This window comes from Pantoea sp. At-9b (assembly GCF_000175935.2).
In the GTDB taxonomy this organism is placed as follows: Bacteria; Pseudomonadota; Gammaproteobacteria; order Enterobacterales; family Enterobacteriaceae; genus Pantoea.
In genome coordinates this window covers 4,118,270-4,140,745 of record NC_014837.1, presented here as the reverse complement: position 1 = coordinate 4,140,745, position 22,476 = coordinate 4,118,270, and the positions used below count along the sequence as shown (strand labels likewise).

Below are 22,476 nucleotides of genomic sequence, written 5' to 3'. Positions count from 1 at the left end.
TGATACACCAATTTGTCCGGACGATTACCTTGCGCAACGTCACATATTGTTTGCCAGCGCCAGCCATCGTATTATCAACCCCCTTAAGGTGATGGCGTGCCACCTTCCCCAACCGCCGTTCTGGCAACAGACGGCTGATGACGCCTGACAACACTCTTATCCCTGCGCGGGAGACGGCGGTGTGTCAGGCGTTTTTCTGTCCTGCCGCGGCCCTGCGCGTTTTAAACATCAGGAGCTACACATTTATGTTGAAGTCTTTACTGGCCGTTGTGCTGGGTGGTGCCGTGGGCTGTACGCTGCGCTGGCTGATTTCTGTCCGCTTTAACGCCCTGTTCCCCAACCTGCCGCCAGGCACCCTCATGGTGAACCTGATCGGTGGTTTTATCATTGGTGGCGCGATGGCGTGGCTGCTGAAAAATCCCCAACTCGATCCTGCCTGGAAATTACTGATTATCACCGGTTTCTGCGGCGGTCTGACGACCTTCTCCGCATTTTCAGCGGAAATCATGGTGATGCTGCAATCCGGTAAATATCTGTGGGCGATGTCGAGTGTGCTGGTGCATGTGGTTGGCTCAGTGCTGATGACCTTTGCCGGTTTCGCCGTGGTCAACCTGCTGGGCTAAACGGAGCGCTTGAAATAACCTTTAAGAGGTAGATACTGGTCAGAGTTCTGTGCGTGTGACGCACAGAACGTGTCACCGATTTATCCGGACGATTAAGGAGCACGTTGATGAGTAGTCACCCCAAATTCCTTAACCTGGTGTTGTTAAACGGTGAGCCTGAAGAGAAATTGCGTGCAGCGCACGCAGCGGGCTTTGATCAGGTTGAAATCTGGCGTGAAGATGTTCAGGCCAGCGCGCAGGGCACTCTGGCGCTGGCACAATTGGCCGCTCAGCAGCAGCTTTCGTTTACCAACTTGCAGGTGTTACGCGATTTTACCGGTGCGCCAGATCGTGAACGCCAGCAGAAGCGTGAAGAACTGCGTCAGTTTATTCAGGTCGCCCAGGCGCTGGGCTGCGACACCATCCAGGCACCGGCGACCACGCGTGAAGATTGCCTCGCAGAACGTATCGATGAGGATTTGCAGTGGATGGCGTCGGAAGCGGCGCGCTACAAAATGCGCATCATGTATGAGCCAATGGCGTGGTGCAGCGTCGATAACACCCTGCCGTTGGCATGGGAGAGGCTGCAACGGCTAGATCAACCGAACATTGGTTTGGTGGTCGATCTGTTCCACATCTGTGCGCGGGGCGGCGATGCTTCGCAACTGGACGGTATTCCCGCCGATCGCATCTATGAAGTGCAGCTGTGTGATATGGCCGCGCTGCCGCCGCAGAATAACGACGCGATTATCGATATTGCACGTCACCAGCGTTTATTGCCCGGTGACGGCATCATCGAAGTCGAGCGTTTTGTCGATAAGTTGAAAAGCGCCGGTTACAACGGGCCGGTCGGCATTGAAGTGTTTAACGATGCGTTAAAAGCGCAGCCACCGGCAGTGGCGGCGCAACAGGCCTGGACCGCGCTCAATCGCTACTGGCCTTAATCCTGTAAACATTGCGCGATAAAGGCGGCCGCCTGCATCGCGCCCTGCGACGAAATGGTGTGCCCGGTGGCTGGTTCAAAGCGTGTTTCCAGCGTCACACCCGCGCTTTTCAGACGCAGCGCGGCAGATTCGCTTTCGGTCCACGGAATCACGCCGTCAGCATGGCCGTGGATCAGCAGCGCAGGCGTCAGTGGCTGCGGCGTTAAGGGGCCATCAAAGGCCAGACGGCCAGAGAACGCGACCACACCCGCCAGCGGATGACGGCCCGAGGCCAGGGCATCCAGCGCCATAATCGACCCCTGCGAGAAGCCCACCAGAATCACGTTATCCCAGGCATCGGCAAAGCCATGCTGTGCCATCAATTGTTGCAGCGTGGCGTCAAACGCGGCACGTGCTTCGCGCACGCGTGCCGGACGGTTTTCCACGGTGACGCCGTTCAGGCTAAACCATTGATAACCCATACCGTGTTCAAACGGATAAGGGGCATTCGGTGAGGCGAACGCCACATCCGGCAGCAGGCTGGCCCAATGCTGGCCGAGCACCGCCAAATCGTCACCATTGCTGCCGACGCCGTGCAGAAAAATCACTAACGCTTTTGCCATCTTACCGCTCCTTAAAAACCGTATTCCGCCATATCCGGGCCAGCCGGCACGATACCATTTGGGTTCAGTGCTTTGATGGAATAGTAGCCCTGCTTGATATGGTCGATATTCACTGTCTGGCGCACGCCGGACACCGACAGCATACTCTTCAGGTAGCGATTGAGTAGCGGATAGTCGCGCAAGCGGCGCAGGTTGCATTTGAACAGGCCATGGTAAGCCGCGTCAAAGCGGATCAGCGTCACAAACAGGCGAATATCGGCTTCGGTCAGCTGCTCGCCCAACAAGAAGGTGCGGCCATCGCTCAGGCGCTCCTCCAGCTCATCCAACTGGCTAAAGACATCCTGAAACGCCTGCTGATAGCTGATTTGCGTGGTGGCGAAACCGGTGCGATACACGCCGTTATTCAGACGGGGATAGATCGATTCATTGATCGCATCGATCTCGCTGCGCAGATCCTGCGGGTACAGATCGATGCTGTTATCGGCGAGATCGCCAAAACCGCTGTTCAGCATGCGCAGGATATCGGCGGATTCGTTATTCACGATGGTCCCGGTCTTTTTATCCCACAGCACCGGCACGGTGGCACGACCGGTGAAATCGGCGGCGGCGCGGGTATAGAGTTCATGCAGATACTCAGCATTATTCAGGGTATCGCGATCGGCACCAGGATAATCACCGAAATGCCAGCCCTGGTCGCCCAGTTGTGGTTCCACCACCGACACGCTGATCACCTGCTCCAGCCCTTTCAGGTTGCGGGCAATCAGGGTACGCGAGGCCCACGGGCAAATCAGCGCCACATAGAGGTGATAGCGATCCGGCTCGGCAGCAAACTCGCTGGAACCATCGCAGGTGATCCAATGGCGAAAACTCGATGTCTGACGGACAAAGCCGCCCTGTTTATCGGTGGCCTGTACCGGATGCCACTCTGCGCTCCACTTACCGTTTACCAACATCGCTCTGCTCCTCTGTGGTGATGTTGGTTAGCTTAACCCGCTGCCGGAGGGGTGATAATCCGGGCAAAATGGCTTTCATTGCTTCCAAAATGGAAGGAATCAGCCCGGTGGAGAATGGCGGAAATGCTCGGCGAGGAAGTCGATCAGCAGACGGGTTTTCTGCGCCAGATGGCGGGCAGGGGGATAAAGCGCAAACAGGCCAAGCGGCGGGGTGGCGAAGGCATCCAGCAGCGACACGATCTCACCGCGTTGCAGTGCGGGTGCGGCAATAAAGCCCGGTAAGCGCGCGATACCCAGCCCGGCCAGCGCGGCCTGTAAACAGGCTTCAGTATTGGAGAAACACAGGCGGCCGCGAATCGGCATATTGACGCTATCACCGCAGGGGGTGATGAACGGCCAGTGCCAGGGATCGCGGAAATTGGTGTCGCTGATACATTGGTGCGCAGCCAGATCGCGCCAGTGCTGCGGCGTGCCGTGTTGCTGGAGATAGCCGGGCGAAGCCGCCACGCGCACCGCCACATCACCGAGACGGCGGGCGATCAGGCTGCTGTCATCCAGCTTGCCGATGCGAATCGCCATATCAAACCCTTCATCGACGATATTCACCGCCCGATCGGAGAAATTCACGTCCAGTTCGATTTGCGGATAGGTGCGGGCAAACTCCACCAGCACGCGGGCAAGCACGGCGGTGCCAAAGGTGCCGGGGGCGCTGATCTTCAGCCGTCCGGTTGGGGTCGTGGCGCTTTCGCGCACCGTGGCATCGAGGGTGTCGAAGGCTTCCAGCAGGCTTTTTACCCGTTCGTAATAAGCGCGACCCACTTCGGTAGGTGATAGCGCGCGCGTGCTGCGTTTAAACAGCTGTACGCCCAGCTCCTGCTCGAGTCTGGATACCAGTTTTGACGCCTGGCCGCTGCTGGTGCCAAGCCGCGCGGCGGCACCGGCGAAGCTGCCGACTTCCAGCACGGCAACAAACATCCGGTCACAATCAAGACGATCCATGGCGCTTCCTGATGGCAAACAAAAGCGGAGTATATAACGCGCGATAAATCACGCCGCTACAAAAATCTGCCTGATCGTAGCGGCGCGATTTATCGCGCGCTTTTTTCCGACACAGCGCTCTGGTTTAAGTTCGCATTCGGTGCGCTGCACCTTTCCCCCGGCGACAAAACCTGTTTGACTACAGGTTCGCTTTTATCAGGCCGGGAGCCGTGGATGTCTTTGCTTCACCTGTCATCGCTGGCGGAGATTAGCGCCGCCGCGTGGGATGCATTGTTACCTGACGATCAACCGTTTTTACGCCACGCTTTTCTGCTCACGCTGGAAGAGAGCGGCAGCGTGCGGCCGGAAAGCGGCTGGCAGCCGGATCACCTCATTTGGCGCGAGCGGGGCGAGGTGCGTGCGGCGCTGCCGGGCTATCGCAAACGTAATTCGTGGGGCGAATATGTGTTCGATCACGCCTGGGCGGATGCCTGCCAGCGGGCGGGTATCCCTTATTATCCCAAATGGCTGGGCGCGATTCCGTTCAGCCCGGTGACTGGCGCGCGCCTGTTGGGTGATGCTGCGCCATTACTCGCGCAATTACCGGATTACCTGCATCAGCACGGCCTGAGCAGCGCCCATATCAACTTCACCACACCGCACGCCAATGCCATGCTCGAACAGGCACCGGACTGGCTGGCGCGTCTCGGCATTCAGTATCACTGGCACAATCGGGGCTACCGGGATTTCCAGGATTTCCTCGACACCCTGATGTCGCGGAAACGTAAACAGCTGCGTAAAGAACGCGAACAGGTAGCCAGCAACGGTTTTGCTTTTGACTGGTATCGCGGCGATCAGCTGCGTGAAGATCAGTGGGACTTTATTTACACCTGCTACGCCAATACCTATGCGGTGCGCGGCCAGCGGCCCTATCTGACACGCGAGTTCTTCAGCCTGCTGGCCGAACGGATGCCACACAGTATCCGGGTGTGCATCGCCTCGCTACAACGGCAACAGGCGGCGATGGCCTTCTGTCTGGTAGATGGCACCACCTTGTATGGCCGCTACTGGGGTTGCCTGGCGGAGTTTGATCGGCTGCACTTCGAAACCTGTTTCTACCAGGGGATGGATTACGCGATGGCCGAGGGCATCGCGCGCTTTGATGCGGGTGCGCAGGGCGAGCACAAACTGGTGCGTGGCTTCGAACCGCAGATCACCCATTCGTGGCACTATCTCAGCCATCCGGGGCTACGGGCGGCGGTGGGCGATTTTCTGCAACAGGAGCGGGCAGGGATCCGCGCCTGGGAAGCGGAGGCGCGCGACGCCCTGCCGTATCGACGCGGCGATTAATCCACGCCGACAAAACCCCCGGTCTGATGCTGCCACAGGCGCGCGTACAAACCGTTGTGCGCCAGCAGCTCGCGGTGGTTACCCATCTCGACGATTTGCCCCTGCTCCAGCACCACCAGGCGATCCATTTTGGCAATGGTGGAGAGGCGGTGGGCGATGGCAATCACCGTTTTGCCCTGCATCAGCGTTTCCAGGCTCTCCTGAATCGCCGCTTCGACTTCTGAATCCAGTGCCGAGGTGGCCTCATCCATGATCAGAATCGGTGCGTCTTTCAGCAGCACGCGGGCGATGGCGATACGCTGACGTTGGCCACCCGACAGCTTCACGCCGCGCTCACCGACGTGCGCATCCAGCCCGGTGCGCCCCTGTGGGTCAGACAGCAGCGGAATAAACTCGTCGGCGCGCGCGCGGCGAATCGCCTGCATCAGCTCCGCTTCGGTGGCATCCGGGCGGCCATACAACAGGTTTTCGCGAATCGAACGGTGCAGCAACGAGGTGTCCTGAGTGATCATGCCAATCTGACCACGCAGGCTTTCCTGGGTGACGTTGGCGATGTTTTGGTCGTCAATCAGGATGCGGCCACCGTTCAGGTCATACAGCCGCAGCAGCAAATTCACCATCGTCGATTTGCCCGCACCGGACGGGCCAATCAAGCCAATTTTCTCCCCCGGCTTGATATTGAGGTTGAGGCGATTGATCACCTGGCGACCGCCACCGTAATCGAAGCGCACATCTTCGAAACGGATTTGGCCGCGCGTCACCTGCATCTTCTGCGCGGCAGGGGCATCCTGCACGCTGAGCGGCTGGGAGATGGTATTCAGACCATCCTGCACCATGCCGATATTTTCGAAGATGCCGTTTACCACCCACATGATCCAGCCCGACATGTTGACCAGGCGAATCACCAGGCCGGTTGCCAGCGCAATCGCGCCGACGCTAATCAACGACTGGCTCCATAACCACAGCGCCAGGCCAGAGGTGCTGACAATTAACAGGCCGTTCAGCGTCGACAGCGTGATATCCATGCTGGTGACCATGCGACTGGCGTGCTGGGTTTTGTCGGTTTGCTCCTGAATCGCTTCGCGTGCATAACGTTTTTCCAGATCGTTATGGGCGAACAGCTTAATGGTGGCGATATTGGTATAGCCATCGACAATGGTGCCCATCAGCTTCGAACGTGCCTCGGAAGACACCACCGAGCGCTGTTTCACGCGGGGTACGAAGAAACGCAGCGACAGACTATAGGCGACCAGCCAGATGATAAGTGGGATCATCAGCCGCCAGTCGGCTTCGGCAAACAGCACCAGCGAGGTGACGGCGTAAATCAGCACGTGCCAGATGGCATCCACCAGTTGCACCGCCGAATCACGCAATGAGTTGCCGGTTTGCATGATGCGTTGTGCGATGCGGCCAGCAAAATCGTTCTGGAAGAAATTCAGGCTCTGCCGCAGCACGTAGTTGTGATTTTGCCAGCGGATCAGGCTGGTCATGCTGGGGCTGATACTTTGATGCACCAGCAGATCATGCAAGGCAATCACGATGGGCCGGAAAATCAGCGCCACCACCGCCATCCACAGCAAAATCGGCCAGTTATCAGTAAACAGCGTGGCCGGGGTTGAGTGGTTCACCAGGTCGATAATGCGGCTGAGATAGCTGAACAGCGCCACTTCAATCAGCGCCTGCACCAGTCCGACAATCAGCAGGGCGACAAAACTTGGCCAAACCTGGCGCAGATAGTAGAGATAAAACGGCCAGACAGTGGAAGGGGGTGAATCTGTTGGTGCATCCTGGAAAATATTGATAAAACGTTCAAAACGGCGATACAGCATAGCGTCACTCTTTCCGTCTCATTGAATCATTCAGCTTAGTGTAATTTTCAGGAGAATAGCGATATGGATTTGCTTATCCGTGGCCGTGAACCGCGCGATGCGGCCGCGTACCAACGGTTGTACAGCCAGCCAGCAGTCTACCAATGGACCACGCAGTTGCCCTTTCCCAGTGTTGTCACCTGGGAGAAAAAATTCGAGAAAATGGAGGCAGAGGGCTTTATCGCCTTTGTGGCGGAAATCGACGGTAACCTGGTGGGGGAGCTGACGCTGTTTGTGGATCATCGGCCACGGACTCGCCACGGTATCAGCTTTGGCATCAGCGTTGATCCGGCCTTCAGTGGGCGCGGCATTGGCGAAAAACTGATCCGTACCGGCATGGATTACGCCTTTAACTGGCTGGGTGTGCAGCGTATCGAGCTGGAGGCGTTTCACGATAACCAGCGCGCGCTGCGCCTCTATCAACGTCTCGGTTTTCAGCACGAAGGGGTGCGGCGTAAAGCCTGCCTGCGCAATGGCGAGTACCACGATATCGTGGTGATGTCGGTGCTGCGGGCAGAGTGGGCGCAATAAATTGCGCCCTTGCTGAGGGTATGGCGGGTAACGGCGCGTGCCGTTACTCACTTTTCTCGACGTAGTGCTGCATATTCTCTTTGGTCACCAGTTCAAACGGAATCCAGACGTGTGAATCCAGTTTTTCACCCTTGATCAGTTTCTGCGCCACATCGACCGACGTTTTGCCCTGACCAATCGCATCCTGGAAAACCGTAACCTGCAAGGTTCCGGCCGCCAGCGCTTTCAGGCCGTCCGGCGTGGCATCGATCCCGCCCACCAAAATCTTTTTGCCAGTTTTTGCCTGGGCCAGCGCCATGGTGGCACCAATCGCCATCTCGTCATTGTTCGCCGCCACGATATCGATCTCTTCGCCGTTGGTCAGCCAGTTCAGCATCAAATCCATGCCTTCGTTGCGCGCGTAGTTCGCGGTCTGCTTCAGCACTACCTTCATGCCCGGATACTTCGCCACCACCTGCTCGACATCTTTGGTTCGTTGCAGGGCTCCGGCATCGGTCAGGTTGCCGATCATGATCGCCACCTTGCCTTTATAATTTGCCATCTTCGCCAGCGCTTCCATCTGCAAGGTGCCTGATTCGCGTTCATCGGAGCCGACAAACACCACGCCAGGCGGCAAGGTTTTATCGCCCGGTGAGCGGTTGACGTAAACCAGCGGGATTTTTGCCTGTTGCGCCATTTTGGTCAGGGCCGGGGTGCTGGCGGAATCCACCGGATCGACGATGATGGCATCGACACCGGCGCTGATAAAACTCTGCACCTGATCGGTCTGACGACCGACATCACCGCGTGCATCTTCAAACTGCACCCCCAGCCCGCGCGCTTTGGCTTCTTTATCAATGGCATGACGAATAATGGTCAGGAAATTTTGATCGAAATAGGCCATTGATACGCCGATTTTTTCCGCCAGCGCGGAGGCAGAGCTGCACAACAGACCAACTAACACGATCGCCTTGATGGTTTTCATCGCGGACTCCAGGGTGAGGTTGTTATTAGAATGAAAGTTTCATTGATATTAAGAATGGATAAATGAAACCATTTGCAGACTACGAAGCGGCAGCGATGCTGACAACGGGTAAATACATATTCTGCTGATGCGCGCACATTTTGCCGTCGGCGGCTGAATCCTTAGCCTGCACATAGTTGCGGCTCAAAGAATTTTCTTCGACCTGGCGCACACTCCCGGTGTTTGCTGGCGAGAGATTTAGGGTTCTGTGCAGCATCGCACCTTGCTTTGTGGCATACGCCAAAACAGGGGTGAAATTTCCCATGCAATTCCCTCATCCGCACAATGACCACGCCATGCCCGGCTCTTTATATTTTCTCAACAGGGAAAATTAAGCGGTATTCCTGAACACATCATCCAGAGCAGGAGGCTCCTCTGATTAAGGAATTCACCCTATGTCACACCAAAAAATCGCTGGGCGCACCAGCCATGTCCGTATCTGGATCCTGATGCTGATCCTGTTTCTTTCCGTGGTGGCCTACGCTGACCGCTCGATCCTGTCGATCTCCGGCTCGGCGATCAAAGAAGAGTTCGGGCTTTCGGCGATCCAGTTGGGGTTGATCCTCTCCGCCTTTAGCTGGGCCTATGTGATCGGCCAGATTCCCGGTGGTTTGTTCCTCGATCGCTTCGGCACCAAAAAGGTCTATGGCGTGACGCTGGCTCTCTGGTCGCTTGCCACCATTGCGATGGGGTTTGTCGGTGAGTTTTCCAGCGGCATGACGGCAGCGCTGGCGTTGATGTTTGCGCTGCGTTTTATCCTTGGGCTGATTGAGGCACCCAGTTTTCCGGCCAATGCGCGCGTGGTGATCATGTGGTTCCCCAGCGCCGAACGTGGGCGGGCATCCTCGTTATTTAGTTCGGCGCAATACTTTGCGGTCGCGATCTTTTCGCCGCTCTCCGGCTGGCTGGTGTCGCGCTATGGCTGGGAGTGGCCGTTCTTTGTGCTGGGTGGCATCGGCGTGCTGGCCGTGCTGGTCTGGACGGGGTATATGCGCAGTCCGAAACACCATCCGCAAGTGTCGGAAACCGAACTGCGCCATATCGTCGATGGCGGCGCGCTGGTGGATATCGATGCTGCCCAGACACTCAAAGCCCGTCCGGCGCTGAGCAAAGCGATGTTCAAGAAGCTGCTCAGTAACCGCATGTTGTGGTGCGCGTATATCGGCCAGTACTGCATCATCGCGCTGAGCTACTTTTTTATCACCTGGTTCCCGATTTACCTGGTACAGGCGCGCGGGATGAACATTCTTGATGCCGGGTTTGCCACCATTGCGCCGGCGTTGTTTGGTTTTGCTGGCGGCATCAGCGGGGGCTACATCTCGGATAAGTTGCTGGCACGTGGCTGGAGCATCTCCTGGGCGCGTAAAACCCCGTATATCGTCGGCATGCTGATGGCGGCAACGTTGATTCTGGCGGCGGTGATCCCGAGCAATGCCGGGATTATCGCCATCATGTCCTTCGCCTTCTTTGGTAAAGGGGTTGCCGCCGGTGCGGGTACCTGGACGGTGGTCAGCGATACCGCGCCGAAAGAAGCGGTGGGCCTGGCCGGTTCGATCTTCAACGGCATCGGCAATATCGCCGGTTTTCTCACTCCGCTGCTGTTCGGCATCATTGTGGGTGTCACCGGTAGCTACAGCATCGGCCTGGTGTTTGTCGGCGCACATTGCGTGGTCGCGGCTTTGCTGTTCTGGCTGGTGATGGGGCCGATCGAACGTGTCGGCGAGGAGCAGGAATCTGGCGTCACATCGTATGAAAAACAGGGGAAAGAAGATGGCATCAACGCAGTTTAAGGTATTGATGAAAGGTCCGTTACTGCCGGCACGCTTGCAGGACAACCTGGACGCGCAGTTTACCACTTACCGCTTATGGCAGCAGGACGATCAGGCCGCCTGGCTGGCGCAACACGGCGCAGAAATCGATGCGCTGGTCACCAGCGGCAACGCATTGATGGGTGCCAGCGCTGCATTGATGGACCAACTGCCCAACCTGAAGGTGATTTGCAGCAACGGCGTGGGCTATGACGCCATCGATACCGCAGCAGCCAAAGCCCGTGGTATTGTGGTGACCAACACGCCTGGCGTCCTCAACGCCTGCGTCGCCGATACCGGCATGGCGCTGCTGCTGGATGTCGCCCGTCGGATCAGCGCGGCGGATCGCTACACACGATCAGGACAATGGCCGAGCCAGGGGCGTTATCCGCTCACCACCAAAGTGGGGGGCAAGGTGTGCGGCATTGTTGGCCTGGGCGGCATTGGCAAAGAACTGGCGAAACGCGCCCAAGCCTTTGATATGGATATTCATTACTACAACCCGCGTTCGCGCCCGGATGTGCCTTACCTCCGCCATGACTCATTGTTATCACTGGCGCAGCGAGCTGATTTTCTGGTGTTGACGCTGCCAGGCGGGGCAGCCACCCATCATTTGGTGAATGCTGAGGTACTGCGCGCGCTCGGGCCTAAAGGCTTTCTCATCAACATCGCGCGCGGCAGCGTGGTGGATGAACAAGCGCTGATCGCTGCGCTGCAAGCCGGTGAAATCGCCGGTGCCGGGCTGGACGTGTTTGAACAGGAACCCGCCGTGCCCGAGGCACTGCGTCAGCGCGATGATGTGGTCATCACCCCGCACCTCGCCAGCAGTACCGAGGAGACGATGGCGGCGATGGCGGACTTGGTGTTTGAAAACCTGCTGGCCTTTGCCCAGGGCGAAGCGGTGCTGACCAGGGTGGTTTGACAGATATCTGGAATACATCTCGACAATCCGCTATGATGTTAATTATTGCACTTGAGCACAGTGCATGAGTGCAATAAATTTCTGTGCAGGCTGATTATGCGCAGGGAGCAACATGGCGGGTTCAATTGAGAATTTCAGGGATGACTGGCTTCAATCATTTTTTGTGTATGGCACGCCACACAAATGTATACCCGCCAATATTGAGTCTGCGCTGGCGCGCAAACTCGACATCATCAATGCGGCTAAAAACTATCAGGATTTACGTGCACCACCTGGTAATCGTTTGGAGATGCTGCAACCTCCTTTGCAGAGGTATTCATCGATAAGAGTTAACGGGCAATACCGCCTCATTTTTCAGTGGGATGAGGGCAAGGCTCGGCATCTCTATCTCGATCCACATCGTTATAAATATCATCGATAGTCTCTGATTTCGGTCCGACTGCAATGAGAAGAATGCTATGAAACAGGCAATGCGTAAGCCGACCAGCGTCGGTGATGTACTTCAGTACGAGTTTCTCGAACCCCTGAACCTGAAAGTGAATGACTTGGCGGTCATGCTTAATGTGCACCGCAATACCGTGAGTGCGTTAGTGAATAACAATCGTAAATTGACGACAGAAATGGCCTATCGCCTTGCAATCGTTTTTGCCACATCGGTAGATTTCTGGCTGGATCTGCAACGCCATCTTGATCGCTGGGAAGTGGAAAACGACGCCCGCACGCAGGAAGAACTGAGTCGTGTCACCAAACTGGGAACCTTCCTCAGCCAACACCATCAGGTGGCGTGATACTTCCCGTAGCGGCGCGATTTATCGCGCCATCCCGCAGATCGCACAAAACCGCCTGAAGATATTTTGTTCAGCTGCCGATATCTCTCTACCATCCACTGATATTAAGGAGAGATATCGTGATAAAGCTGATAACCGTTGACGAACTGCGGCCGGGGATGTTTGTCCACAAACTGGAGGTGTGGTGGATCAAAGACAAACGCATTCGCAACCAGATGCTGATCACTGAAAAACGCCAGATCGCCTGGATCCGCAATGAAGGGATCCTTGAAGTCTGGATCGATGTTGATAAATCGGTGCAGGCACCGCAGAAGCCACCGGAACCGAAAAAAGAGATTCCGCAAACGCCGTTTTTTCATGAGATTGACCAGGCGCAGGCGATCTTTACCGAGGGGAAACCCCAGGTGTTGGCGATGTTCAACGAAGCGCGCCTTGGGCAGAGTCTTGACCTCAACTATACCCTTAATCTGGTGGACGAAATCGCCGGATCGCTGACGCGTGAACCTACCGCATTGCTCAGCATGGCGCGCCTGAAAAACCATGACGATTACACCTATCTGCACTCGATGGCGGTGTGTGGTCTGATGATTTCGCTGGGTAAAAAACTCGGGCTGGATGAACAACAGCAGCGCCGTGTCGGCATGGGCGGTTTGCTGCATGATGTTGGCAAAGCTGCCGTGCCGCTGGAAATTCTCAACAAACCCGGCAGGCTCACCCCGGAAGAGATGGCGATTATGCGCCAGCATCCGATTGTTGGCGCGCAAATGCTGATGGAAGCCGACGCGGATGAGGATTTGCTGGATATTACCTTGCATCATCATGAAAAGCTGGATGGCAGCGGCTATCCACATGGCCTGAAAGGGGAAGAGATCAGCCTTTTTTCGCGTATGGCGGCGGTATGTGACGTGTACGATGCCGTCACCTCCGATCGCCCCTACCGTAAAGGCTGGACCCCGGCTGAAGCGATGCACAATATGCTGAGCTGGCGCGGCCACTTCGACACCAAATTACTGCAAACCTTCGTGCGTTCCATTGGCATCTATCCGGTGGGATCGCTGGTGCGGCTGGCCTCCGGACGTGTGGCATTGGTGGTACAGGCGGGGGAACAGTCGTTGCTGAAGCCGAAAGTGCATGTTTTCTGGTCGCTGCATGCACAGCGGGAAATCAAACCTGAAGAACTCGATCTCGGCGACAGTTTTTGCACCGACAGCATCACCGGTGCTGAAGACAGCAGCATGTGGCAAAACATCGATCTCAATCGTATCTGGGCGCTGGAAAGCGCCTGATTTCCGACCATTTTTATACTTTTTTTACGCCCGCCAACTGCCTTTTTACCTCTTCTTTATACCGCCACGCGCATGCTTGCAGCACAACCAAATCCTCTGGAGGTCGCTGTGAGTGTGGGCGTGATAACCGGCATCGTGCTGGTGTTTTTATTACTGGGCTATCTGTTTTATGCCCTGCTTAATGCGGAGGCATTCTGATGGCTGCCAATGCATTTCTGCTGATTGCGGTGTTCCTGCTGGTGCTGATGGTGCTGGCACAGCCGCTTGGACGCTTTCTGGCGCTGATGATTGCCGACAAACCGCTGCTGCCGCGCACCGAGCGTGCGCTGTGGCGGCTGGCGGGGGTGGACGGCGATGCGATGCGCTGGCCGCATTACCTGCTGGCGATCCTGCTGTTCAACGCGCTGGGTGTTGTGTTGTTGCTGGTGATGCTGATGATGCAGGGCGCATTGCCGCTCAATCCGCAGCACTTGCCGGGGCTGAGCTGGGATTTGGCGCTGAACACCGCCATCAGCTTCGTCACCAACACCAACTGGCAGGCTTACAGCGGCGAAAGCTCCCTGAGTTACTTCAGCCAGATGGCGGGATTAACGGTGCAAAACTTCCTGTCGGCTGCCACCGGTATCGCGGTGGCGTTTGCGCTGATCCGTGGTTTTGCCAACCGCTCGCTGGCGACATTGGGTAACGCCTGGCGCGATCTGACGCGTATCACCGTCTACCTGTTGTTGCCCATCAGCCTGCTGATGGCGCTGTTCTTCGTCAGTCAGGGCAGCATCCAGACCTTTGAGCCTTACCATGTCCTCACGACGCTGGAAGGGGCGCAGCAAACCTTGCCGCTCGGTCCGGTGGCATCGCAGGAAGCGATCAAAATGCTCGGCACCAACGGTGGCGGTTTCTTCAATGCCAACTCGGCACACCCGTTTGAAAACCCTAATGCGCTGACTAACTTCGTGCAGATGCTGAGTATCTTCCTGATTCCGGCGGCGCTGTGCTTCGCGTTCGGCCAGCAGGTGGGCGATCGTCGTCAGGGCCATATGTTGCTGTGGGCGATGACGCTGATGTTTGTACTGGCGGTGGTCACGGTGATGTGGGCTGAGCTGCGCGGCAATCCGCACTTTCTGACGCTCGGCGCAGACAGCGCCATCAACATGGAAGGCAAAGAGACGCGCTTTGGCATTCTCAACTCCAGCATGTTTGCGGTGATCACCACGGCAGCCTCCTGTGGTGCGGTGAATGCGATGCATGACTCGCTGACCGCGCTGGGTGGCATGGTGCCGATGTGGTTGATGCAGTTGGGCGAAGTGGTGTTCGGCGGCGTCGGCGCCGGGCTGTACGGCATGTTGTTGTTCGTGCTGCTGGCGGTATTTATCGCGGGCCTGATGATTGGGCGCACCCCGGAATTCCTCGGCAAAAAAATCGATGTGTGGGAGATGAAGATGACCGCGCTGGCGATTCTGGTGACGCCGACGCTGGTACTGCTCGGCACTGCGCTGGCGATGATGACCGAAGCGGGGCGAGCGGGCATGGCTAACCCGGGTACCCACGGCTTCAGTGAGGTGCTGTACGCCGTCTCCTCGGCCGCCAATAACAACGGCAGTGCCTTTGCCGGGTTAAGCGCCAACACGCCGTTCTGGAACCTGCTGCTGGCGGTCTGCATGTTCGTCGGTCGCTTCGGCATCATCATCCCGGTGATGGCCATTGCCGGTTCGCTGGCGGTGAAAAAAGTGCAACCGGTGGGTAACGGTACGCTGCCGACGCACGGCCCGCTGTTTGTCGCTCTGCTGATTGGCACCGTGTTGCTGGTGGGCGCGCTGACTTTCATCCCCGCACTGGCGCTCGGTCCGGTGGCGGAACATCTGCAATTAATTCAGGGATAACGGAATCATGAGTCGTCAACAACTGGCCCTGTTTGATGCGCGGCTGACGCGTGTCGCGATGCTGGATGCGGTGAAAAAACTCGATCCACGCGTCCAGTTTCGTAACCCGGTGATGTTTCTGGTGTGGCTCGGTAGCGTGCTCACCAGCGTGCTTGCGATCGGCATGGCCGCAGGGCAATTGAACGGTAGCGCCGGTTTTACCGCCGGGGTTGCCATCTGGTTGTGGTTTACCGTGCTGTTTGCCAACTTCGCAGAAGCGCTGGCAGAAGGGCGCAGCAAAGCGCAGGCCAACAGCCTGAAAGGGGTGAAAAAAAGCGTCGATGCGAAAAAGCTGGCGGAGCCGCATTACGGAGCCGCGTGGAAAAACGCCTCGGCGGATAGCCTGCGCAAAGGCGATGTGGTGCTGGTGGAAGCGGGTGACATTATTCCGTGCGATGGCGAAGTGCTGGAAGGGGGCGCGTCAGTGGACGAAAGCGCCATTACCGGCGAATCGGCCCCGGTGATCCGTGAGTCCGGCGGTGACTTCGCCTCGGTGACCGGCGGTACGCGCATTCTTTCTGACTGGCTGGTCATTCAGTGCAGCGTCAATCCGGGGGAAACCTTCCTTGATCGCATGATCGCTATGGTGGAAGGCGCTAAACGCCGTAAAACCCCGAACGAAATCGCGCTGACCATTCTGTTGGTGTCGCTCACCATCGTGTTCCTGCTGGCGACCGTGACCCTGTGGCCGTTCTCCGCCTGGGGCGGAACCCCGGTCAGTGTCACGGGGTTGGTGGCGCTGCTAGTATGTCTGATCCCCACCACCATTGGTGGTTTGTTGTCGGCGATTGGCGTGGCGGGGATGAGCCGCATGCTCGGCGCGAATGTGATCGCCACCAGTGGCCGTGCGGTAGAAGCGGCGGGCGACGTGGATGTGTTGATGCTGGACAAAACCGGCACCATCACCTTGGGCAACCGTCAGGCGACGCAGTTCCTGCCTGCTCCCGGCGTCAGCGAACAGCAATTGGCCGATGCGGCGCAGCTCGCCTCGTTGGCGGATGAGACACCGGAAGGGCGCAGTATCGTGGTGCTGGCGAAGCAGAAATTTAATCTGCGTGAGCGCGATCTCAGCAGCATGGGTGCCAGCTTTATCCCGTTCTCGGCGCAAACACGGATGAGTGGCGTGAATGTGCAGGATCGCCTGATCCGCAAAGGGGCGGTGGATGCGGTGCGTCGCCACATTGAAGCCAGCAATGGCCGCTTCCCGGCTGAGGTGAATGCGGCGGTGGAAGAGGTGGCGCGTGCCGGTGGCACGCCGTTGGTGGTGGCGGAAGGTGCTCAGGTGCTGGGCGTGGTGGCGCTGAAAGATATCGTTAAAGGTGGCATCAAAGAGCGTTTTGCCGAGCTGCGCAAAATGGGGATCAAAACCGTGATGATCACCGGCGATAACCCATTAACCGCCGCTGCGATTGCGGCAGAAGCGGGTGTGGATGATTTCCTCTCGGAAGCGACCCCGGAAGCCAAGCTGGCGCTGATCCGCCAGTATCAGGCGGAAGGGCGACTGGTGGCGATGACCGGCGATGGCACTAACGATGCTCCGGCGCTGGCGCAGGCCGACGTGGCGGTGGCGATGAACTCCGGCACCCAGGCGGCAAAAGAGGCGGGAAATATGGTCGATCTCGACTCCAACCCGACCAAGCTGTTGGAAGTGGTGCATATCGGTAAACAGATGCTGATGACGCGTGGTTCGCTGACCACCTTCAGTATCGCCAACGATGTGGCGAAATACTTCGCCATCATCCCGGCAGCGTTTGCCGCCACCTATCCGCAGCTCAACATGCTGAACGTGATGCAGCTGCACTCCCCCAACTCCGCGATTTTGTCGGCGGTGATTTTTAACGCGCTGGTGATTGTGTTCCTGATCCCGCTGGCGCTGAAAGGCGTGAGCTACCGTCCGCTGAGTGCCGCCGCGTTGCTGCGGCGCAACCTGTGGATTTACGGGGTGGGTGGGCTGGTGGTGCCGTTTATCGGCATCAAAGCGATTGATGTGCTGCTGACCTTGTTGGGTCTGGCGTAAGGAGAAGAGAAATGAGTCAGTTACGTCCGGCTATTGTATTGTTAGTACTGCTGACGGTCATCACCGGTGGCATGTATCCATTGCTCACCACCGGTCTGGCGCAATGGTGGTTCCCGGCGCAGGCCAATGGTTCGCTGCTGGAGCAGAATGGCGCGGTGCGGGGTTCTGCCATGATTGGTCAGGCATTCAGCCAGTCCGGTCATTTTTGGGGCCGTCCATCGGCCACCGGCGACAGCGCCTATAATCCTCTGGCTTCCAGCGGCAGCAATCTGGCAGGCAACAACCCGGCGCTGGATAAGGCGGTGGCGGAGCGCGTTGCGGCGCTGCGCGCGGCCAACCCACAGGCTCCGACGGCAGTACCGGTAGAGCTGGTGACTGCGTCGGCCAGCGGCCTCGATCCGGATATCTCACCGCAGGCGGCATTGTGGCAGGCACCGCGTATTGCGGCGGCGCGCCAGATGCCGTTGCAGGAGGTTGAAGCCTTGATTACCCGCCATACTGAACGTCCGTTACTGCCTTTTACCGGTGAAGAGACGGTGAATGTGCTGCGGTTGAATATGGCACTGGATGCGTTAAACAACTAACACCGTAGCGGCGCGATTTATCGCGCGCCTTTTAAAACTCGCGCGATAAATCGCGCCGCTACGCGTTTGCAGCTAATGGATTGAACATGAACGACGAACTGCCGCGCCCGGACCCCGATGCGCTGCTGCTGAACCACAGCGACAGCCATCGCGGCAAACTCAAAATCTACTTCGGAGCCTGTGCCGGGGTGGGGAAAACCTACGCCATGCTTCAGGAGGCGCAGCGTCTGCGCGCCCAGGGACTGGATGTGCTGGCGGGGGTGGTCGAAACCCATGGCCGTGATGAAACCGCCGCCCTGTTACAGGGGCTGGCGGTTTTGCCACGTCGGGCGACGGGCCGTTCACGTCACGCGGAGTTCGATCTGGATGCGGCGCTGGCGCGCCATCCGGCGGTGATCCTGATGGATGAACTGGCGCATACCAACGTGCAGGGTTCACGCCATCCGAAGCGCTGGCAGGATATTGAAGAGTTGCTCGACGCCGGTATCGATGTGATCACCACCGTCAACGTGCAGCATCTGGAAAGCCTGAACGATGTGGTCGGTGGCGTCACCGGCATTCAGGTGCGCGAAACCGTACCCGATCCCTTTTTCGATGCCGCTGATGAAGTGGTGTTGGTGGATCTGCCGCCCGATGATCTGCGGCAGCGGTTGAAGGAGGGGAAGGTCTACGTTGGCGATCGTGCCGAACGCGCCATCGAAAACTTCTTCCGTAAAGGTAACCTGTTTGCCCTGCGTGAACTGGCGCTGCGCCGCACCGCTGACCGTGTTGATGACCAGATGCGCGCCTGGCGCGATCAGCAGGGGCGTGACAAGGTGTGGCATACGCGTGATGCCATCCTGCTGTGCATTGGCGATGATACCGGCAGCGAAAAGCTGGTACGCACCGCCGCACGGCTGGCGGCCCGCCTTGGCAGTGAATGGCATGCGGTGTACGTGGAAACGCCGCGTCTGAATCGCCTGCCGGAAGCACGTCGCCGTGCCATTTTACGCACGCTGCAACTGGCACAGGAGCTGGGGGCGGAAACTGCCACGCTGTCCGACCCCGACGAAGCGCGCGCCGTGCTGCGCTACGCCCGTGAACATAACCTCGGCAAGATCGTCACCGGTCGCCAGCCACAGCGGCGCTGGCGGCGCGACAGTTTTGCCCAGCGTCTCGGCGAACTGGGGCCGGACCTCGATTTGTTGGTGGTGGCGCTGGATGAGCCAGTACGCGATGCCCCTTCACTGATGAATGGCCAGCGCGCCAGCGCGGAAAAATGGCGCATGCAACTGCGTGGCTGCCTGATGGCGCTGGTGCTCTGTATTCTGGTCACCGCCGCCGGTCGTTGGTTGCTGGTGGAATTTGATCCGGCCAATGGCGTGATGATTTATCTGTTGGCGGTGGTGATTGTCGCGTTGCGCTTTGGCCGCTGGCCGTCGGTGTTCGCCACGGTGATCAATATCCTCGCCTTTGACCTGTTCTTCGTGGCACCCACCGGCACGGTGGCGGTGTCGGACCTGCAATATCTGGTGACGTTCGCGGTGATGCTGGCTGTCGGGGTGATTGTCGGCAACCTGACGGCTGGGGTGCGTTATCAGGCGCGGGTGGCGCGGTATCGTGAGCAGCGGGCGCGTCATCTGTACGAGATGGCGAAATCGCTTGGCAGCGCGCTGACACCGCAGGATATCGCCAGCACCAGCCAGCGAGTGATAGAGGTGACGCTTCAGGCGCGCAGCCTGTTGCTACTGCCGGATGAGCAGGGCGAACTGCGGGCCGTGGGCGAGAGCAGCATGGGCACGCCCCCGGACCTCGCCATCGCCAAGTGGAGCTACAGCAAAGGCCAGCCAGCCGGGGCGGGCACCGATACCTTACCGGCGGTGCCGTACCAGATTCTGCCGCTGAAAAGCGGCAACCACTGTCGTGGTCTGCTGGTGGTGGAACCAGAGAATTTACGGCAGCTGATGATCCCGGAACAGCAGCGGCTGGTGGAAACCTTCACCGTATTGATTGCCAACGCGCTGGAACGGATGGCGCTGTCGCAAAGTGAAGCCGCTTCGCGCCTGGCGGCGGAGCGCGAGCAGCTGCGTAACGCGCTGCTGTCGGCGTTGTCGCATGACCTGCGCACTCCGCTCACGGTGTTATTCGGTCAGGCGGAAATGCTGATGCTCGACCTCGCCAGCGAGCAGTCGAAATATGTCGCGCAGGCCAATCAGATCCGCGAGCAGACACTGAGCACCATCCGGTTGGTCAGCAACATGCTGGATATGGCGCGTATTCAGTCTGGCGGGCTGAATTTGCGCGAAGAGTGGGTGGCGCTGGATGAGGTGATTGGTGGGGCGTTGAGCAGCATGGGACCGTCGCTGAAAGGCCATGATTTTACCCTCGATTTGCCCGCCGAGCTGGTACTGATCAAAGGCGACAGCAGCATGCTGGAACGGGTGTTCACCAATATCATCGAAAACAGCCTGAAATACGCCGGCAACGCGGCGCAGCACGGTATCCACGCCTGGCGTGAAAACGCCCGACTGGAAATTGCTATTTGGGATAGCGGTCCGGGCATTGCGCCGGATGCGCTGACGCGCATCTTCGATAAGTTTACCCGTGGCGATAAGGAATCTGCGGTGCCGGGCGTGGGTCTGGGGCTGGCGATTTGCAAAACCATTGTGGAATCCCACGGCGGACGGATCTGGGCGGAGAACCGGGCTGAAGGCGGCGCGTCGTTCCGACTCTCCCTGCCGCTGCCCCCGGCCCCTGAAATTTCTGAAGACGGGCTGAAATAACTTCACATTTGTTCGGTTATAATCGCCAGCTTGTCGGTTGATTAATGGGAAATTATGGAACGTTTTACCGAGAACCTGATGTATGCATCGCGCTGGTTGCTGGCACCGGTTTACATCGGACTTTCACTGGGATTGCTGGCGCTCACCATTAAGTTTTTCCAGGAGATTTTTCACCTGCTGCCTGACATCCTCAGCATCGGGGAAAACGATCTGATTCTGCTGCTGCTGTCGCTGGTGGATATGACGCTGGTGGGTGGCCTGCTGGTGATGGTGATGCTGTCGGGCTATGAGAACTTTGTCTCTAAACTGGATATCGCCGAGCACAAGGAGAAGCTGAGCTGGTTGGGTAAGATGGACTCTGGCTCGCTGAAGAATAAAGTGGCCGCGTCGATTGTGGCGATTTCTTCCATTCACCTGCTACGGGTGTTTATGGAGGCGCGCAACGTAGCCAATGACAAACTGATGTGGTTTGTGATTATCCACCTGACCTTTGTGCTGTCGGCGTTTGTGATGGGTTATCTGGACAATATGTCGAAGGCAGAAAAGAAATAATTGCGTAGCGGCGCGATGTATCGCGCGTCTTTTTCAGACATCGCGCCGCTGCGGGTTTTTATTTTATTTTTTAGCCGGTTGTGTCCCCGCTAACTGCGGCATCACTTCACGAATCATGGCAAAAAACTTCTGCAATCTGGCCGGGTAGTAGCTGGCCCACGGGTAGGTCAGCCACACCGGTAACGGCGGAGCCTGCCATTCTGGCACCAACTGAATCAAATCACCGCGTGCCAAATCCTCCTGCACCACCCATGACGACACCACAGCGGCTCCCATCCCCGCCAGCGCAGCTTTGCGCACCGCGTACAGGCTGTCACTGGCAAGGCGTGGGCTGATCGCCAGATTCACCGGATGCCCGTCGCTCAGGCGTTGGAGCGCAATCTCACCGTGGTAAAAACTGGTTAATGCCAGCCACGGTAGATTCGGCAGTTGCTCAACGGCCATAACCGGTGGATGCGCGGCCAGCAGCGACGGGGCCGCCACCACAAACCGCGGCACTTCCGCCAGCAGAATCGCCACCACCGAAGGATCGGTCGGTGCGCCGACCTGAATCGCGCAGTCGACGTTTTCGGCGACAAAGTCGGGTGTGCGGTCGTTCAGCATCCACTCCACATTCAGGCGCGGATAACGTTGCAGATAATCCACCAGTGGCGCGACCAACTGATCCTGGCCAAACGCATGTGGCGCACGCACACGCAGCGTGCCCACCGGGTCATCGCTGGCACCGGTCAACTCATCCTCCAGCGCATACCAGGTGGCAAGCAGCTGACGTGCCTGCTGATAGCAGCGCTCGCCGTCATCGGTAAGTTTCAGCGCGTGGGTAGTACGCAGAATCAGCTTTAGCCCCAGCCGCTGCTCCAGTGCCTGCAAACGGCGGCTGATGGTCGGCTGGGTAGTGCCGAGTTGCGCGGCGGCGGCCGACAGTGAACCGCTCTCCACGATACGGATAAAGGTTTGCATCAGTTCGATGCGATCAACACTGGAAAGATTGCTCATACGTATCACGTATA

Annotated in this window: 22 protein-coding genes and 1 riboswitch; of the genes, 15 read left to right on the top strand and 7 right to left on the bottom strand. The window is 58.0% G+C overall.

The features are described from left to right. Positions 1–78 precede the first annotated feature (78 nt). A riboswitch (Fluoride riboswitch) is annotated at positions 79–154 on the top strand. A gap of 91 nt (positions 155–245) precedes the next feature. Both crcB and PAT9B_RS19140 read left to right on the top strand, forming a co-directional pair. After that, on the top strand, positions 246–623 hold the full coding sequence (gene crcB / locus PAT9B_RS19145) for a fluoride efflux transporter CrcB (protein ID WP_013510922.1): 378 nt from the start codon (positions 246–248) through the stop codon (positions 621–623). Between the two features lie 107 nt (positions 624–730). Continuing rightward, positions 731–1,546 carry a sugar phosphate isomerase/epimerase gene (locus tag PAT9B_RS19140; RefSeq protein WP_013510921.1) on the top strand — a complete coding sequence of 272 codons (816 nt, stop codon included), beginning with the start codon at positions 731–733 and terminating at the stop codon, positions 1,544–1,546. On the opposite strand, the gene PAT9B_RS19135 is transcribed toward PAT9B_RS19140, so the two are convergent. The 3 genes from PAT9B_RS19135 to PAT9B_RS19125 all read right to left on the bottom strand — a co-directional run bounded on the left by PAT9B_RS19135 (position 1,543) and on the right by PAT9B_RS19125 (position 4,100). Next, positions 1,543–2,148: an alpha/beta hydrolase gene (locus PAT9B_RS19135; protein WP_013510920.1), complete on the bottom strand. Its 606-nt coding sequence runs from the start codon at positions 2,146–2,148 to the stop codon at positions 1,543–1,545. The two genes, PAT9B_RS19140 and PAT9B_RS19135, sit on opposite strands and share 4 nt — an antisense overlap. An 11-nt stretch (positions 2,149–2,159) precedes the next feature. After that, positions 2,160–3,101 carry a glutathione S-transferase family protein gene (locus PAT9B_RS19130; protein WP_013510919.1) on the bottom strand — a complete coding sequence of 314 codons (942 nt, stop codon included), beginning with the start codon at positions 3,099–3,101 and terminating at the stop codon, positions 2,160–2,162. Between the two features lie 99 nt (positions 3,102–3,200). Further along, complete coding sequence (locus tag PAT9B_RS19125; protein WP_013510918.1) at positions 3,201–4,100, bottom strand: LysR family transcriptional regulator; 900 nt, start codon at positions 4,098–4,100, stop codon at positions 3,201–3,203. A 213-nt stretch (positions 4,101–4,313) separates the two neighbouring features. On the opposite strand from PAT9B_RS19125, the gene PAT9B_RS19120 reads away from it, so the two are divergent. Further along, positions 4,314–5,429, top strand: coding sequence for a GNAT family N-acetyltransferase (locus tag PAT9B_RS19120; protein ID WP_013510917.1), 1,116 nt, complete (start codon positions 4,314–4,316; stop codon positions 5,427–5,429). On the opposite strand, the gene PAT9B_RS19115 is transcribed toward PAT9B_RS19120, so the two are convergent. After that, positions 5,426–7,258 carry an ABC transporter ATP-binding protein gene (locus PAT9B_RS19115; protein ID WP_013510916.1) on the bottom strand — a complete coding sequence of 611 codons (1,833 nt, stop codon included), beginning with the start codon at positions 7,256–7,258 and terminating at the stop codon, positions 5,426–5,428. The genes PAT9B_RS19120 and PAT9B_RS19115 overlap by 4 nt on opposite strands. 63 nt (positions 7,259–7,321) lie before the next feature. Between PAT9B_RS19115 and PAT9B_RS19110 the strand changes: the two genes are divergently transcribed. Further along, positions 7,322–7,828, top strand: a complete 507-nt coding sequence (locus PAT9B_RS19110) for a GNAT family N-acetyltransferase (RefSeq protein WP_013510915.1) — start codon at positions 7,322–7,324, stop codon at positions 7,826–7,828. A 43-nt stretch (positions 7,829–7,871) separates the two neighbouring features. Here the strand turns inward: PAT9B_RS19110 and PAT9B_RS19105 are convergent, their stop codons facing one another. Together PAT9B_RS19105 and PAT9B_RS19100 are read right to left on the bottom strand one after the other, a co-directional pair. Beyond that, positions 7,872–8,792, bottom strand: coding sequence for a sugar ABC transporter substrate-binding protein (locus tag PAT9B_RS19105; protein ID WP_013510914.1), 921 nt, complete (start codon positions 8,790–8,792; stop codon positions 7,872–7,874). A 79-nt stretch (positions 8,793–8,871) separates the two neighbouring features. Continuing rightward, the gene (locus PAT9B_RS19100) at positions 8,872–9,096 is read right to left on the bottom strand and encodes a hypothetical protein (protein ID WP_013510913.1); all 225 of its coding nucleotides are present in this window, start codon (positions 9,094–9,096) and stop codon (positions 8,872–8,874) included. A gap of 130 nt (positions 9,097–9,226) precedes the next feature. On the opposite strand from PAT9B_RS19100, the gene PAT9B_RS19095 reads away from it, so the two are divergent. The 11 genes from PAT9B_RS19095 (at position 9,227) to PAT9B_RS19050 (ending at position 21,466) form a co-directional block, all read left to right on the top strand. Further along, on the top strand, positions 9,227–10,621 hold the full coding sequence (locus tag PAT9B_RS19095) for an MFS transporter (protein ID WP_013510912.1): 1,395 nt from the start codon (positions 9,227–9,229) through the stop codon (positions 10,619–10,621). Beyond that, positions 10,602–11,561 carry a 2-hydroxyacid dehydrogenase gene (locus tag PAT9B_RS19090; protein ID WP_013510911.1) on the top strand — a complete coding sequence of 320 codons (960 nt, stop codon included), beginning with the start codon at positions 10,602–10,604 and terminating at the stop codon, positions 11,559–11,561. The genes PAT9B_RS19095 and PAT9B_RS19090 overlap by 20 nt, the downstream gene beginning before the upstream one ends. A gap of 112 nt (positions 11,562–11,673) precedes the next feature. Then, complete coding sequence (locus PAT9B_RS19085; RefSeq protein ID WP_013510910.1) at positions 11,674–11,982, top strand: type II toxin-antitoxin system RelE/ParE family toxin; 309 nt, start codon at positions 11,674–11,676, stop codon at positions 11,980–11,982. 37 nt (positions 11,983–12,019) lie between these two features. After that, a complete protein-coding gene (locus PAT9B_RS19080) occupies positions 12,020–12,349 on the top strand; it encodes a HigA family addiction module antitoxin (protein ID WP_013510909.1) in 330 nt (109 codons plus the stop codon). A 119-nt stretch (positions 12,350–12,468) separates the two neighbouring features. After that, positions 12,469–13,635 (top strand): HD-GYP domain-containing protein, encoded by a 1,167-nt coding sequence (locus tag PAT9B_RS19075; protein ID WP_013510908.1) that lies wholly within the window; start codon positions 12,469–12,471, stop codon positions 13,633–13,635. A gap of 108 nt (positions 13,636–13,743) precedes the next feature. Beyond that, the gene (gene kdpF, locus PAT9B_RS29825) at positions 13,744–13,833 is read left to right on the top strand and encodes a K(+)-transporting ATPase subunit F (protein WP_071783594.1); all 90 of its coding nucleotides are present in this window, start codon (positions 13,744–13,746) and stop codon (positions 13,831–13,833) included. Then, positions 13,833–15,512: a potassium-transporting ATPase subunit KdpA gene (gene kdpA / locus PAT9B_RS19070; protein ID WP_013510907.1), complete on the top strand. Its 1,680-nt coding sequence runs from the start codon at positions 13,833–13,835 to the stop codon at positions 15,510–15,512. The genes kdpF and kdpA overlap by 1 nt, the downstream gene beginning before the upstream one ends. A 7-nt stretch (positions 15,513–15,519) precedes the next feature. Then, complete coding sequence (gene kdpB, locus PAT9B_RS19065; RefSeq protein WP_013510906.1) at positions 15,520–17,568, top strand: potassium-transporting ATPase subunit KdpB; 2,049 nt, start codon at positions 15,520–15,522, stop codon at positions 17,566–17,568. An 11-nt stretch (positions 17,569–17,579) separates the two neighbouring features. After that, positions 17,580–18,152 (top strand): potassium-transporting ATPase subunit KdpC, encoded by a 573-nt coding sequence (gene kdpC / locus PAT9B_RS19060; RefSeq protein ID WP_013510905.1) that lies wholly within the window; start codon positions 17,580–17,582, stop codon positions 18,150–18,152. A gap of 86 nt (positions 18,153–18,238) precedes the next feature. Continuing rightward, positions 18,239–20,914, top strand: a complete 2,676-nt coding sequence (gene kdpD / locus PAT9B_RS19055) for a two-component system sensor histidine kinase KdpD (RefSeq protein WP_013510904.1) — start codon at positions 18,239–18,241, stop codon at positions 20,912–20,914. Between the two features lie 54 nt (positions 20,915–20,968). Continuing rightward, positions 20,969–21,466, top strand: coding sequence for a TIGR00645 family protein (locus PAT9B_RS19050; protein WP_013510903.1), 498 nt, complete (start codon positions 20,969–20,971; stop codon positions 21,464–21,466). A gap of 63 nt (positions 21,467–21,529) precedes the next feature. Here the strand turns inward: PAT9B_RS19050 and PAT9B_RS19045 are convergent, their stop codons facing one another. Further along, positions 21,530–22,462 carry a LysR family transcriptional regulator gene (locus PAT9B_RS19045; protein WP_013510902.1) on the bottom strand — a complete coding sequence of 311 codons (933 nt, stop codon included), beginning with the start codon at positions 22,460–22,462 and terminating at the stop codon, positions 21,530–21,532. Between the last annotated feature and the right edge of the window lie 14 nt (positions 22,463–22,476).

What these genes read in the sequence shown, in the direction of transcription:
- PAT9B_RS19105 (WP_013510914.1), bottom strand. Translation starts at nt 8,792, where the DNA reads ATGAAAACCATCAAGGCGATCGTGTTAGTTGGTCTGTTGTGCAGCTCT.
- PAT9B_RS19115 (WP_013510916.1), bottom strand. Translation starts at nt 7,258, where the DNA reads ATGCTGTATCGCCGTTTTGAACGTTTTATCAATATTTTCCAGGATGCA.
- PAT9B_RS19135 (WP_013510920.1), bottom strand. Translation starts at nt 2,148, where the DNA reads ATGGCAAAAGCGTTAGTGATTTTTCTGCACGGCGTCGGCAGCAATGGT.
- PAT9B_RS19085 (WP_013510910.1), top strand. Translation starts at nt 11,674, where the DNA reads ATGGCGGGTTCAATTGAGAATTTCAGGGATGACTGGCTTCAATCATTT.
- PAT9B_RS19110 (WP_013510915.1), top strand. Translation starts at nt 7,322, where the DNA reads ATGGATTTGCTTATCCGTGGCCGTGAACCGCGCGATGCGGCCGCGTAC.
- PAT9B_RS19050 (WP_013510903.1), top strand. Translation starts at nt 20,969, where the DNA reads ATGGAACGTTTTACCGAGAACCTGATGTATGCATCGCGCTGGTTGCTG.
- PAT9B_RS19045 (WP_013510902.1), bottom strand. Translation starts at nt 22,462, where the DNA reads ATGAGCAATCTTTCCAGTGTTGATCGCATCGAACTGATGCAAACCTTT.
- kdpC (WP_013510905.1), top strand. Translation starts at nt 17,580, where the DNA reads ATGAGTCAGTTACGTCCGGCTATTGTATTGTTAGTACTGCTGACGGTC.
- PAT9B_RS19100 (WP_013510913.1), bottom strand. Translation starts at nt 9,096, where the DNA reads ATGGGAAATTTCACCCCTGTTTTGGCGTATGCCACAAAGCAAGGTGCG.
- PAT9B_RS19125 (WP_013510918.1), bottom strand. Translation starts at nt 4,100, where the DNA reads ATGGATCGTCTTGATTGTGACCGGATGTTTGTTGCCGTGCTGGAAGTC.
- crcB (WP_013510922.1), top strand. Translation starts at nt 246, where the DNA reads ATGTTGAAGTCTTTACTGGCCGTTGTGCTGGGTGGTGCCGTGGGCTGT.
- kdpD (WP_013510904.1), top strand. Translation starts at nt 18,239, where the DNA reads ATGAACGACGAACTGCCGCGCCCGGACCCCGATGCGCTGCTGCTGAAC.
- PAT9B_RS19095 (WP_013510912.1), top strand. Translation starts at nt 9,227, where the DNA reads ATGTCACACCAAAAAATCGCTGGGCGCACCAGCCATGTCCGTATCTGG.
- PAT9B_RS19130 (WP_013510919.1), bottom strand. Translation starts at nt 3,101, where the DNA reads ATGTTGGTAAACGGTAAGTGGAGCGCAGAGTGGCATCCGGTACAGGCC.
- PAT9B_RS19120 (WP_013510917.1), top strand. Translation starts at nt 4,314, where the DNA reads ATGTCTTTGCTTCACCTGTCATCGCTGGCGGAGATTAGCGCCGCCGCG.
- kdpA (WP_013510907.1), top strand. Translation starts at nt 13,833, where the DNA reads ATGGCTGCCAATGCATTTCTGCTGATTGCGGTGTTCCTGCTGGTGCTG.
- PAT9B_RS19080 (WP_013510909.1), top strand. Translation starts at nt 12,020, where the DNA reads ATGAAACAGGCAATGCGTAAGCCGACCAGCGTCGGTGATGTACTTCAG.
- PAT9B_RS19090 (WP_013510911.1), top strand. Translation starts at nt 10,602, where the DNA reads ATGGCATCAACGCAGTTTAAGGTATTGATGAAAGGTCCGTTACTGCCG.
- kdpB (WP_013510906.1), top strand. Translation starts at nt 15,520, where the DNA reads ATGAGTCGTCAACAACTGGCCCTGTTTGATGCGCGGCTGACGCGTGTC.
- PAT9B_RS19140 (WP_013510921.1), top strand. Translation starts at nt 731, where the DNA reads ATGAGTAGTCACCCCAAATTCCTTAACCTGGTGTTGTTAAACGGTGAG.